Origin of the sequence: Amycolatopsis sp. NPDC051106, assembly GCF_040682775.1 — a bacterium.
Classification (GTDB): Bacteria; Actinomycetota; Actinomycetes; order Mycobacteriales; family Pseudonocardiaceae; genus Amycolatopsis.
Genome location: NZ_JBFBBQ010000159.1, coordinates 1 through 11357, shown reverse-complemented (window position 1 = coordinate 11357; position 11357 = coordinate 1). Strand labels below are relative to the sequence as shown.

The 11357-nt window shown below is 72.2% G+C and carries 13 protein-coding genes and 1 pseudogene; 9 read left to right on the top strand and 5 right to left on the bottom strand.

The window, feature by feature from the left end; translation table 11 throughout:
• The first annotated feature begins 179 nt into the window (after positions 1-179).
• Positions 180-461, top strand: a complete 282-nt coding sequence (locus tag AB0M83_RS47240) for a lipase family protein (RefSeq protein ID WP_364528939.1) — start codon at positions 180-182, stop codon at positions 459-461.
• Between the two features lie 201 nt (positions 462-662).
• Here AB0M83_RS47240 and AB0M83_RS47235 read toward each other — a convergent pair whose 3' ends face one another.
• Together AB0M83_RS47235 and AB0M83_RS47230 are read right to left on the bottom strand one after the other, a co-directional pair.
• A complete protein-coding gene (locus tag AB0M83_RS47235; protein WP_364528936.1) occupies positions 663-1481 on the bottom strand; it encodes an amidohydrolase family protein in 819 nt (272 codons plus the stop codon).
• A complete protein-coding gene (locus AB0M83_RS47230; protein WP_364528933.1) occupies positions 1478-2464 on the bottom strand; it encodes a LacI family DNA-binding transcriptional regulator in 987 nt (328 codons plus the stop codon). The genes AB0M83_RS47235 and AB0M83_RS47230 overlap by 4 nt, the downstream gene beginning before the upstream one ends.
• A gap of 183 nt (positions 2465-2647) precedes the next feature.
• On the opposite strand from AB0M83_RS47230, the gene AB0M83_RS47225 reads away from it, so the two are divergent.
• Genes AB0M83_RS47225 through AB0M83_RS47210 form a run of 4 tightly spaced genes read left to right on the top strand, consistent with a single transcriptional unit; the run spans position 2648 to position 6009 of the window.
• Positions 2648-3976 carry an MFS transporter gene (locus tag AB0M83_RS47225; protein ID WP_364528945.1) on the top strand — a complete coding sequence of 443 codons (1329 nt, stop codon included), beginning with the start codon at positions 2648-2650 and terminating at the stop codon, positions 3974-3976.
• 4 nt (positions 3977-3980) lie between these two features.
• Positions 3981-4760 carry an SDR family NAD(P)-dependent oxidoreductase gene (locus AB0M83_RS47220; RefSeq protein ID WP_364528930.1) on the top strand — a complete coding sequence of 260 codons (780 nt, stop codon included), beginning with the start codon at positions 3981-3983 and terminating at the stop codon, positions 4758-4760.
• Positions 4757-5575, top strand: coding sequence for a sugar phosphate isomerase/epimerase (locus AB0M83_RS47215; RefSeq protein ID WP_364528927.1), 819 nt, complete (start codon positions 4757-4759; stop codon positions 5573-5575). Before AB0M83_RS47220 ends, AB0M83_RS47215 begins: the two co-directional genes overlap by 4 nt.
• Positions 5572-6009: a type II 3-dehydroquinate dehydratase gene (locus AB0M83_RS47210; protein WP_364528924.1), complete on the top strand. Its 438-nt coding sequence runs from the start codon at positions 5572-5574 to the stop codon at positions 6007-6009. Before AB0M83_RS47215 ends, AB0M83_RS47210 begins: the two co-directional genes overlap by 4 nt.
• Positions 6010-6473: 464 nt before the next feature.
• Here AB0M83_RS47210 and AB0M83_RS47205 read toward each other — a convergent pair whose 3' ends face one another.
• Positions 6474-7424 (bottom strand): LysR family transcriptional regulator, encoded by a 951-nt coding sequence (locus AB0M83_RS47205; protein WP_364528921.1) that lies wholly within the window; start codon positions 7422-7424, stop codon positions 6474-6476.
• A gap of 75 nt (positions 7425-7499) precedes the next feature.
• On the opposite strand from AB0M83_RS47205, the gene AB0M83_RS47200 reads away from it, so the two are divergent.
• From AB0M83_RS47200 to AB0M83_RS47190, 3 genes are read left to right on the top strand one after another with little or no spacing between them, the layout of a single operon-like run.
• Entirely contained in the window at positions 7500-8345 is an 846-nt protein-coding gene (locus AB0M83_RS47200) for an alpha/beta fold hydrolase (protein ID WP_364528918.1), read from the top strand.
• Positions 8342-9718: an MFS transporter gene (locus AB0M83_RS47195; protein ID WP_364528915.1), complete on the top strand. Its 1377-nt coding sequence runs from the start codon at positions 8342-8344 to the stop codon at positions 9716-9718. The genes AB0M83_RS47200 and AB0M83_RS47195 overlap by 4 nt, the downstream gene beginning before the upstream one ends.
• Positions 9682-10329, top strand: a complete 648-nt coding sequence (locus AB0M83_RS47190) for a nitroreductase family protein (RefSeq protein WP_364528912.1) — start codon at positions 9682-9684, stop codon at positions 10327-10329. Before AB0M83_RS47195 ends, AB0M83_RS47190 begins: the two co-directional genes overlap by 37 nt.
• A gap of 7 nt (positions 10330-10336) precedes the next feature.
• Here the strand turns inward: AB0M83_RS47190 and AB0M83_RS47185 are convergent, their stop codons facing one another.
• Positions 10337-10873: an IclR family transcriptional regulator C-terminal domain-containing protein gene (locus AB0M83_RS47185; RefSeq protein WP_364528909.1), complete on the bottom strand. Its 537-nt coding sequence runs from the start codon at positions 10871-10873 to the stop codon at positions 10337-10339.
• On the bottom strand, positions 10768-10986 hold the full coding sequence (locus AB0M83_RS47180) for a hypothetical protein (protein WP_364528942.1): 219 nt from the start codon (positions 10984-10986) through the stop codon (positions 10768-10770). Before AB0M83_RS47180 ends, AB0M83_RS47185 begins: the two co-directional genes overlap by 106 nt.
• A gap of 6 nt (positions 10987-10992) precedes the next feature.
• Here AB0M83_RS47180 and AB0M83_RS47175 point away from each other — a divergent pair.
• Positions 10993-11357: pseudogene (locus AB0M83_RS47175) on the top strand (IS110 family transposase); the annotation flags it as partial.

The following is an 11357-nucleotide window of genomic DNA, read 5'->3' as shown; positions in this document are numbered from 1 at the left end:
TCACCGCCCACGCCTTATCCGTCAACTCACCGCGACCGACCACGTCCGCAATCCAACCGAACCGCAGCTGGATCACTTACAGGACACGCCCTAGGCGCCCGTCTGGCCGGGGCCAGCACGAACGGCTCCGCGGGCAGTTGGCTGCTGGGCCCCCGATTCCGCGTGATGTCCGCGCGGCCGTGCAGCAGAGGGAACGCTTCCCGGCGCGACATCGGATCCGGCGTGGCGCCCGCCCGGCGCCGACCGTGCCCGTGTTCCAGTACCACGCCGCCCTCGACGAAATCGTGCCGCTCGGCCAAGCACAGGCCCTGAACCGCGCTTGGTGCTCCGCCGGCGTCGGCACCGTGTTCGCGCTCATGCCGGGTGACCACATCGCCGGCGAGACCGCCGGCCTGCCCGCCGCGCTCGCCTGGCTGGGCGACCGCTTCGCCGGGCGACCCGCACCCACCACCTGCTCCTGACCTCACCGAAAGGTGCGGCGGGTGCCGGCCGTCCCGCTGCTCCGGGACGGGGAACCGCTCGGCGTCCTCGCCATCGCCCCGCGGGAAGACGGGACGTTCGGCGACCGCGAGATCGAACGCACCTCGGCGATCGCGGCCCAGGCGGTTTCGGTTGCCGAACGCGCCCGGCTGAGTCGCGAGATCGCGGTTCACCCTAGCGAGTCAAAAGCCCAGCAGATGGCGCGGCGTGGCGCAAAGAATCCGCTGCCGGTCATCGCTGTCGCTGACGTGGCGGGTGAGAAGATCGAGGAGCGGGGCATAGTCGATGCGTTCCGATGCGCGCAGGAAGGGCCAGTCCGAACCCCACACGCAGTGGCCGGAACCGAATTCGTCGAGCAACGCGCGGACAAACGGTTCGAGGTCCTCGTGGGGGTAGGGCTCGCGAGAAACTTTGGCCAGGCCCGAAAGCTTGACGAACGCCCTCCCCGTCCGGCCCCAGCGCAACAGTTTGCGGAAGCCGGGGGCGTCGAGCCCCGCGGCCGGGTCCGGCCGGCCGCAGTGGTCGACGAGGATGCGGCCACCGGAGGGTTCGAGCACCGGGGAAAGTTCGAGAAGCTGATTCCCCGTCACCTGTACATCGGCGATCATGTCGAGCGCGGCGAGGTCGCGCAGCAGACGGCCGGCGTCGGCGTAGCGGTCGGTGCCGAGCAATGCCGCATTGAGGGTGATTCCCACGATCCCGCGGGCCTGGAGCTCAGCGAGCTCGGCTCGCGAGGTGCTGATGGGGACGACCGCCATGCCGCGGTACCGGCCGGCGCCTCGCTGGAGGGTGTCCAGCAGGCAGCGGTTGTCCTCTCCGTAGCCCGAGTTCGGGCCGACCAGCAAGGCGTTCGCGATGCCCTGGGCGTCGAGCAGAGAGGTGAGCCGCTCCGGTGTGCCGAGTTCCGGTCCGGCGGGGGAGTAGAACGTGTTCGCCTCGTAGGGGAAGCGCGCGGGGTCGAACACGTGCACGTGACAGTCCACGATCATGTCCCCGGTCACGCCCGCTCCTCAGCCGGGCCGCTCGACTGCCGGATCTTCAGATGGGAGGGCACGACGAGCCGCTGGGCCGAGGTCTTGCCCGGGCGTCTCGCCTGGAGCAGCAACTCGACGGCGGCGCGACCGGCGTCTTCGAGCGGCGCGGCCACCGTGGTCAGGGGCGGGGTGCAGAAGTCGGCACCGAAGATGTCGTCGAAGCCGGCGACGCTCACCTGCCCCGGCACGTCGACGCCCCGTTCGGCCAGCCGGCGGAGGATGCCGATGGCCAGCAGGTCGTTGTGGGCGATCACGGCGGTCGCGTGCGTGCCGATGGCCGCGTCGGCCGCGGCCGGACCGCCTTCGATGGACGGCGGGAACGGCCCCAGGCGGGTGGCCGACATCCCGAGTTCGCGGGCGGTGCGGTCGATGGCGGCCCACCGTTTGGCGCCCGACCACGACTCCCGTGGTCCGCTGAGGAAGACCACACCGCGGTGACCGAGGGAATGCAGGTGCCCGACGAGCTGCCGCGGTCCCTCGGTGTGATCGGTGACGACGCTGGAGATGCCCTCGGCCTCCCGGTTGACCAGGACGACGGCCTTGTCGGCCGCGTATGCGCGCAGCTCGGACGTGGGCAGTCTGCTGGCGGCGATCAGCAGGCCGTCCACCGAGCCGAGAGTGCGGTCCACGACCTCGCGTTCGGTCCGGGGCGATTGCTGGGTGTCGCCCAGGATCAGGGTGTAGCCCGCGGCCGACGCCTGTCGCTCGGCGCCCCGGATGAGCGTGAAGAAGTGCGGGTTGGTGATATCGGAGACGACCAGCCCCAGCATCGACGTCTTGCCCGAGCCCAGCGCACGAGCGGCCTGGTTCGGCCGGTAGCCCAGCCGCGTCGCCACCTCGTGCACGTGGACCAGCGTCCGGGAGTTGACCCGGCCGGGGCGGGAGAACGCGCGGGACACCGTCGAGACGGCGACCCCGGCAGCCGCGGCGACGTCGGCCAGCGTCGTCACTCGCGGCCGCTCAGGTCCGGTTTCCTGACGCGCCATCACCGGTGCCCGTTTCCTCGTTCCACGAGCGCAGCCTAGCCATCGCTGGCAAATAGTGGCAAACGCTTGCCACATTTTTCCTCCTGATCGTAGCTTTCGTCTCGACCACGACCCTTCGTGTTGGGACGTACGATGACTGAATCGACGATGGCCGAAGACGTCCATCCGCGGCCGGCCGCGCACCCCGAGCGGACCCCGAAACGCGCCGCGATCGCCGCGTGGACCGGAAGCGCGCTCGAGTACTACGACTTTTTCCTGTACGCCTCGTCGGCGGCGCTGATCTTCCCCCACGTCTTCTTCCCGCCGGGGGATCCGGCCACGGCCACCCTCGCGTCGCTGGCGACGTTCGGGGTGGGCTACCTGGCTCGCCCGGTGGGCGCGTTCTTCATGGGGCACCTGGGTGACCGGCTCGGCCGCAAGAAGGTTCTCGTGCTGACGCTCGTGTCGATGGGCCTGTCGACCTTCCTGGTGGGGTGCCTGCCCGGGTACGGCCAGATCGGGTTGGCCGCGCCGGTGCTGCTCGTCGCGCTTCGGCTGATGCAGGGGCTTTCGGCCGCGGGCGAGCAGGCGGGAGCGAACTCGATGTCCTTCGAGCACGCGCCCGACCACCGGCGTGCCTATGTGACCAGCTGGACCCTGGGCGGCACCCAGGCCGGGCAGGTGCTGGCGAGCGCGGTCTTCATCCCGCTGGCCGCCTGGCTGGACGACCGCGCGCTGTACTCGTGGGGCTGGCGGATCCCGTTCTTCCTGTCCGCTGTCATGTTCGTCGTCGGGCTGGTGGTCCGCCGGACATTGCCCGAAACTCCGTCGTTCGTCGCCGAACAGCAGCGTGGCGCCACGCCGCGCACGCCGCTGGTCGAACTGTTCCGCCACCACCGCGGTGCGGTGCTCCGGGTGTTCTTCGCCGCGTGGATCTCCAATGTCGGAACGGTGTTCGCGGTGTTCGCCCTCGCGTTCGCGACCGATTCGAGCTACGGCGTCGGCCTGGACAAGACCCTGATGCTGTGGGTCGCCGCGGGCGGGAACGGTCTCGCGGTCGTCACCGCGCCCCTGTTGGCGCTGGTGTCGGACCGGGTCGGCCGCAAGCCGGTTTTCGTCGGCGGCATCGCCGGCAGCGCTGTGCTCACCGCCCTTTTCCTGGCGTCGATCTCGGCCGCCAGGCCCGTGCTGGTGGTGGTGACCGGAGTGGCGCTGCTCGGCGTGGCGTACGCGGCGACGGTGGCCGTGTGGCCGGCCACCTATGCCGAGATGTTCCCGACCCGCGTCCGGCTGTCCGGCATGGCGGTCGGTACCCAGTTCGGGTTCGCCACCGCGGGGCTGACCCCCTTGATCACCGCGGGCATCGCCGGGCATTCGCCGGGGGGCTGGGTGCCGGTGGCGATCTACACCGCGGCGATCTGCTCGGTGTCCGCGATCGCGGTGCTCGCGGGACGCGAGACCTTCCGTGTTCCCTCAGCCGAATTCGACCGGAGGTAAGTGGATGACGAAGTACCTGGAGGCACCCGTCGCCGTCGTGACCGGTGGGGGCGGTGCTCTCGGCGCGGTCATCGGCCGGGTGCTCGCCGAGGACGGGTTCCAAGTCGTGCTCGTGGACCGCGACCGGACCGCAGTCAAGGCGGCCGCGGAAGTGGACGGACCACCGGGACGCCCACCGGTCGCGCTGGCCGCCGACGTCACCGAAGCCACGGACGTCGAGGCGATGGTCGCAGAGGTGGGCGGCCGGTTCGGGCGGCTCGACGTGGTGGTCAACAGCGCGGGGATCGAACGGGTGCACGCGCTGGAGACCATGGACGAGTCCGACTGGGACCTGACCATGGACGTCAACGTCAAGGGACCCATGCTGCTTTCGCGCGCCGCGGTGCCCTTCTGGCGGAAGCAGGGCTCGGGCGCGGTGGTCAACATCAGTTCACGAGCCTGGTCCGGAGGCTCGGCCAACACCGCCTACGCCAGTTCGAAAGCCGCGCTCGTCGGCCTCACCACCGCGATGGCCGTCGAGCTCGGGCCGCTGGGGGTGCGAGCCAACGCGGTCGCGCCGAGTTTCGTGCTGACACCGTTCAACCGGCACCGGACCGACGTCGACGACCTCGCGAAAATGGTCGAGCGCTACACCGCCTTCACCCCGTTGCGACGTCTGGTCGAACCGGTCGACGTCGCCAACGCGGTCGCGTTCCTGGCCTCGGAGCGAGCCCGCAACATCACCGGTGAAGTCCTGCACGTCTGTGCCGGTTCGCAGCTGCCCCCGGTGGTGGGCGAGCCGTGAGGAGTCTCACCTGCAGCGCGAACACCTTGCGGCACGCGAGTCCGCGCAGCCGGATCGGAGCGGCAGAAGCGGCCGGTTTCGGCGGAATCGGGCTGCGGCTGGACGACTGCCGCTCCGCCGGGGCCGGGCTTCGTGACCTGCTCGACGAGCACGGGATGCGCGTCATGGAGCTTGAGCACATCTGGGACTGGGCCGCGCCGGTCCCGTTGCCTATCGAGGAGGAGCTGTTCGCCGTGGCGGACACGATCGGGTACCGGCAGCTGAACGTTCCGATGCTCTTCGACCACCCGGTCGGAGACCTCATCGCCGGGTTCGGTGGCCTGTGCGACCGGGCGGGCCGCCGCGGAATCCTCGTCGGCCTCGAGTTCATGCCGTACAGCGCGGTGCCGACCCTCGGCCGCGCCTGGGACATCGTCGCCGGGGCGGAGCGTGAGAACGGCGGCGTGCTCATCGACCTGTGGCACTGGGACCGATCCGGAGCGGAACCGCCGGACCTCGGGAAGATCGACCCGGACCGCATCACGTCGGTCCAGCTGTGTGACGTGCTCGCCGAGCCGATGCGCGACCTCAGGCACGAGGCCCGCCACCACCGCCGCCTGCCCGGCGACGGGGCGGGCGACCCGGCCGGGGTGCTCAGCGCCCTGCGCCGGCACGGCCTCGCTTGCCCGGTTTCGGTCGAAGTCTTCTCCGACGATCTCGACGCCCTGTCACCCGAGGAGGCGGCACGGCGTGCCGCGCGCGCCGGCGCCTCCTGCCTGGACGCGGCCGGGTGGGCCCTTCGGCCGTGGCGGACCAACCTGGAGGAAGCACCGTGAAGTTCCTGATCATGCACGGACCCAACATCAACCGGCTCGGCAAGCGGTGGCCCGAAAAGTACGGTCACCACACCCTTGCCGACATCACCGCCGACGTGGACACGACCGCCAAGACACTCGGAGTGGAGGTCGAGCACGTCCAGTCCAACACCGAGGGGGACCTCGTCGACTGGCTGCACGATCGGCAGGACACAGCCGACGGCGTCGTGCTCAATCCGGCGGGCCTGACCTACTACGGCTGGTCACTGTACGACGGGTTGCACGACACCGGGCTGCCCATCGCCATTGTCCACATCGGGCAGTTCTGGGCCTACGAGCGGGGCCGCCGCCCCGACATCTTCGCGGAGCTCGCGACGATCCACCTCACCGGCGCCGGCTGGCGCGGGTACCAGTTCGCACTCAGGGCGCTGCACGGCAAAATCAACGCTGCCTGACGGTGGCTCTGTTTCCTTGCCACGGAAGGATCTTCCGGTGTGGAGGGCCGAAGCCGGTTTCCCGTGATCTGGCCGAGAAGATCGGCGTCGACGCGGGCGGTCCGGAAAGGACGGTCGCCGGCGCGCCCCCTCGATCGGCGGTGCCGACCGTCAACCGCCGGTCTTGACGCGGTGGGTTGCCCTCTTCGCTCGAGCCACCGCAGCAGGTCGGCGCCCGTGGTGAGGCGGTCCACGGGACTTGCGCCGCGCGTACTCGATGCCGGAGTGGCGGGTCAGCTTCTCGTCGGGGACCCACCTCGTAGCGCACGCGGAGGAAGTCCACGGAGCTGTCGTGGATCGGGCTGTACGGTGCTGACGAACTCGACCGTGCCGCAGTACGCGGATCCCCGCTTCGTCGGTGGTGCGTTCGGTTTCGCCAACACCGCGTGGCCACTCGGCGGCGGAAGAGTGTCCACAGCAGGTGACTACGGCTTGACCGACCGGGCTTCGCGGCGGGCGAGGACGTCGTCAAGGCGGGAGCCGACTTCGGCGCAGTTGGCGCGGACGACGTCCAGGAACGCCGCGAGCACCGGGGAGTCGTCGGCCGCGCGGAAGGACAGTTGCAGGTCCGGGAGGCGGACGCGCGGGGCGATGTCGCAGAACCAGACGTCCTTGCGGGCGACCAGCCGCATCCGGGCCGGGCCGAGGCCGACGCCGACGTCGCACGCCGCCAGCCCGATGATCGTGTGGACGTCACGGGACATCGTCGCGGCGTCCAGCGCGGCGGCGCCGGCGCCGAACAGGTCGCGCAGGCGCGTGGCCACGGCGGGTTCCTCCGCGGGCGCCGACATGATCAGCTGCTCGGCCGCGAGCTGGTCGAGCCGGATATCCGAGCGGCCGGCGAAGGGGTGGGCGGTGCCGACGACGGCGACCAGGTGGTCGGCGCCGATGGGGACGGTCACCAGGCCGTCCACGCCCGCGCCGCGCGGGGTGCCGCGGCCGACCGCGACGTCGAGTTCGCCCGCGACCAGGGCCGCTGTCCCGTCCGGGCTGTTCATCTCCCGCAGGTCGAGCCGGACGCCCGGCCGGGCCCTGCGGAACCGGCCCAGCACACCGGGCAGCGGGTCGAGCAGGGCCGAGCCGATGAAGCCCATGCGCAGCTGACCCGTTTCGCCGCGGGCCGCACGGCCGGCTTCGACCGCGGCGGCCGTCATCTCGCTCAGCGCCCGCCGGGCCCGGGCCAGGAACGCGGTGCCTGCTGCGGTCGGGAACACCCCGCGGGGCGTGCGGTCGAACAGCCGCTCGCCGACCTCGCGTTCGACGGCCGCGATCTGGGTGGACAGCGGCGGCTGGGCGATGCCGAGGGACGCGGCGGCGCGGCCGAAGTGCTGGTGCTCGGCCAGCGCGAGGGCGTAGCGGAGGTGACGCGACTCCATACGTTCAGGATATCAAGGGAGGTTGATTCAGATATGAAAGTGGATAGCCCGCGTGCGGCGCGGTGGAGTGGCCTCATGACTGAAACCACCGCTTGCGTGCTCGTTCACGGTGCCTGGCACTCCTCACTGCACTGGGCCGCCACCCAGCGGGCACTGGCCGCCCAGGGCACCGTCGGCGTCGCCGTCGACCTGCCCGGGCACGGCGTGACCGCGCCGCTGCCGTCCGGGTACCTCCGGCCCGGCCAGCCCGGGCTCGCCACCGAGCCCTCGGCGCTCGCCGCGCTGACCCCCGAGGTGCTCGTCGACGCGCTGATCGCCGAGCTCGCCGAGGTGCGCCGCCGGTTCACCCGCGTGGTCCTCGTCGCGCACAGCGCGGGCGGCGGCCCGGCCTCGGCCGCGGTCGAGCGGCACCCCGATCTGGTCGATCACCTCGTCTACCTCTCGGCGTTCGTGCCCGCCGGACGGCCGCGCTTCGGGGACTACGTCGCCGACCCGGTCAACGCCGGCGCCGCCCACGCACCCCGGACCGGCGACCCCGACGTCATCGGTGCCTTCCGGATCAACCCGCTCTCGCCCGATCCCGCCGAAGTCGAGGCGATCCGGCGGGCGTTCCTGACCGACTGGCCCGCGGACCGGCCGGGGTGGCGCCTGACGCTGCACCCCGACGAACCGGTGGCCTCGCTCGCCGGGGCGTTCCCGGTGACCGCCAAGCGGTGGGGCCAGGTCCCGCGCAGCTACATCCGGCTGACCGACGACCTGGCGCTGCCGCCCACCACCCAGGACCTGATGATCGCCGAAGCGGACCGCCTCACCCCGGAGAGCCCGTTCGCGGTGCACTCCCTGCCCGGCGGGCACTCACCGTTCCTGACCGGCCCCGCCGAGCTCGCCGAACTCCTCGGCCGGATCGCGAAGCAGGCATGAGGCCCGCCGCGCAAGCCGTGCTGCTGTCGGGGACCTTCGTCCAGCTGATGAGCGTCACCGTGATGCAGCTCGCCGTCCCGCGCATCCGCCACGACCTCGCCGCCGGCTCGGGCGCGGGACAGCTCGCGCTGGTCGGCTACACGCTGACCTACGCCTGCGTGCTGATCACCGCGGCGCGGCTCGGCGACCGGTTCGGCTACCGGCGGGTGTTCGTCGCCGGTACGGCCGTGTTCACGCTGGCGTCGCTGGCCGCGGCCGCCGCGCCGGACGTCGGGACCCTCGTGGTCGCCCGGCTGGTGCAGGGCGCCGGCAGCGGCCTGGTCGCGCCGCAGATCCTGTCGCTGATCCAGACCGCGGTGCCGGCCGACCGGCGGGCCGGGGTGCTGGGCCGCTACGGGGCGACGATGGCCGTGGCGTCGCTGGCCGGTCCGCTGTGCTGCGGCGTCCTGCTGCACTTGGACCCGTTCGGGCTGGGCTGGCGGCTGGCACTGGCCCTGCCGGTGCCGGTGGGGGTCGTGTCGCTGGCCCTGGTCCGGATCCTGCCCGGCGGGCGCGGCCCGGCGGACGCGAGCCGGGTGGATCCGGTCGGAGCCACGTTGTCGCTGACCGGGCTGGTCCTGCTCGTGCTGCCGCTGACCCTCGGCCAGGACGCGGGCTGGCCGGCCTGGACGTGGGCGAGCCTGGCCCTCGGGCTGGGCCTGCTCGCCGCCTTCGCCGCGGCACAACGCCGAGTCCGCTACCCCTTGGTGCGGCCGGAAGCGCTGACCGCGTCGAGGACCCGGTGGGGCATCGGCGCGGTGTTCCTCTTCAACGCCGGGATCCCGTCCTTCAGCCTGCTGCTTTCCTTGCACCTGCAGGGCGCGCTGCACCGCGACCCGCTGGTGACCGCGGTGACCGTCGCGCCGTACGCGGTCGGCGCCCTGCTGGGCAGCGCCGTCGCCGAAACCGCGGCACGCCGGTTCGGCGCCGCGGCGCTCGCCGCCGCGTCCGCCGGGCTGGCCGCGGTGTCACTGCTCGTCATCCCGGCGCTGGCCGGGCCGGCGCCGGTCCTCTGGACGGTGCTGGGAGCCGGTGGCTTCGCGTTCGGGGTCTTCACCGCCTCGGCTTTTTCCCTGGTCTTGAACCGGGTTCCGGTGCCGGTGGCCAGTTCCGTGTCGGGGCTGCTGCCGACCGCGCAGCAGCTCGGCGGCACGCTTGGCGTGGCGTTGGCGGGGATCGTCTACGCCGCCGGGGCGCTGGACGCGGCGATGGGCTACGAGGCCGTCGTGTTCCTGCTCGCGGCCGCGGCCACAGCACGCCTGCGGAAGCCCGCTGCGGAAACCCCAGGAGGTGTGTCGTGGACAAGCTCGCTCTCACGGCCGAAGAACTGCTGAGCACCACCCGCGCGGTGCGGCACCGGCTCGACTTCGACCGGCCCGTCGACCCGGCCGTCCTGCGCCGGTGCGTGGAACTGGCCCTGCAGGCGCCGACCGGCCGCAACCGCCAGGGCTGGCACTTCGTCGTGGTCACCGATCCGGACCGCCGCGCCGCGCTGGCCCGGCTCTGGCGCCGCGGCCTCGGCCGGGACAGCACCCCGATGTCCCCGGACGACCAGCGCCGCGTCTCCGTGAAGGCGGGCTCGATGGAGAGGGTCTGGAGCGGACTGCGTCACTTGGCGGAGAACCTGCACCGCGCGCCGGCCTTGGTGGTGCCGTGCATCGAGGGCCGCACCGACGGCCTCGACGCGAATCGTCAAGCGGGCCGGTGGGGCTCGCTGCTGCCCGCGGTGTGGAGCTTCATGCTCGCCGCGCGCCTGCACGGCCTCGGCACGGTGTGGACGACGGGGAACATGCCGGTCGAACCGGAAGTCGCCGCACTCCTGGGCATTCCGTACGAGTCGGTGATGCAGGCCGCGGTGATCCCGGTCGCGCACACCGTCGGGACGGACTTCCGGCCGGCACCCCGGGTCCCGGTCGACGAAGTTCTGCACTGGGACCGGTGGTGACTCCGGCTCAGTTCGCCGCGCGGGCGACGCCCAGCGCCGCGGTGCGCACCGCCGGGGCGAGCCGGTCGACGGCGGCGGCGCGTGAGTGGGCCACGATGCCGAGTGCGGCCCGGACCCGGCCGTCCAGCCGCAGGACCGGGGCGGCGACGGACGCCGCGCCCAGGGTCATTTCCTCGTAGGAGCAGGCGGCCCCGGTCCGGCGCACCTCTTGCAGCGCCGCGGCGAGCCGGCCTGGCCGGGTGATCGTGTTCGGGGTCATCCGCGGCAGGCCGGTGACGGCCACGGTGGCGAGCAGGTCCGGGCCGGAGAAGGCCAGGATCGCCTTGCCGACCCCGGTGGCGTGCAAGGGCAGCCGCCCGCCCACGTGCGTCAGGGTGGGGACCGTCCTGGTGCTGGAGATCTTCTCGGTGCACAGCGCTTCCGTGCCGTCCAGGACGGTCAACTGGATGTTCTCCTGGGTGGCCTGGTAGAGGTCGTGCATGGAGGGGAGCGCGGCTTCGCGCAGGTCGCACTGCCGCGGGGCGAGCGCGCCGATCGTCCACATCGGATGCCGATCCGGTAGCGGCCGTCCTCCAGGCGCTCCAGCCTGCCCCACGCGCGGAGTTCGCCGGTCAGTCGGCGGGCGGTCGAGACGGACAGCCCGCTGCGCGTGGCCACTTCGGTGAAGCCCTGGCCGAACTGGACGTGCTGGTCGGGTTCGACGACGACCTGGCCGGCGGGGCCACCCGGCTCAGCAGCCGCAGCCGCGGCCTGCTCACCGGCATCCACCCCGCCCTCGAACACGTCATCGGACCGCGGATCAGCCACCCAGCCGTGCTGGAAATCCTCTCCCGCTGCGGCGGGCCGACGGGGATCGCCAAGGCCCACGCGCCCCGCATCGGCGAGCAGCTGGCCGAGGGAATCATGGCCGCGCTGGGCGAGCAGACGGTCACCGTCCCGGGCACCGCAGCCGCAGACACTGTGCTCCCACGCCTGGCAGGGCGGCAGAAAACCCGGAAACCGGGTGGGCGAGCGGGGCCCCGCTCGCC

What these genes read in the sequence shown, in the direction of transcription:
- AB0M83_RS47225 (WP_364528945.1), top strand. Translation starts at nt 2,648, where the DNA reads ATGGCCGAAGACGTCCATCCGCGGCCGGCCGCGCACCCCGAGCGGACC.
- AB0M83_RS47220 (WP_364528930.1), top strand. Translation starts at nt 3,981, where the DNA reads ATGACGAAGTACCTGGAGGCACCCGTCGCCGTCGTGACCGGTGGGGGC.
- AB0M83_RS47205 (WP_364528921.1), bottom strand. Translation starts at nt 7,424, where the DNA reads ATGGAGTCGCGTCACCTCCGCTACGCCCTCGCGCTGGCCGAGCACCAG.
- AB0M83_RS47200 (WP_364528918.1), top strand. Translation starts at nt 7,500, where the DNA reads ATGACTGAAACCACCGCTTGCGTGCTCGTTCACGGTGCCTGGCACTCC.
- AB0M83_RS47195 (WP_364528915.1), top strand. Translation starts at nt 8,342, where the DNA reads ATGAGGCCCGCCGCGCAAGCCGTGCTGCTGTCGGGGACCTTCGTCCAG.
- AB0M83_RS47185 (WP_364528909.1), bottom strand. Translation starts at nt 10,873, where the DNA reads ATGTGGACGATCGGCGCGCTCGCCCCGCGGCAGTGCGACCTGCGCGAA.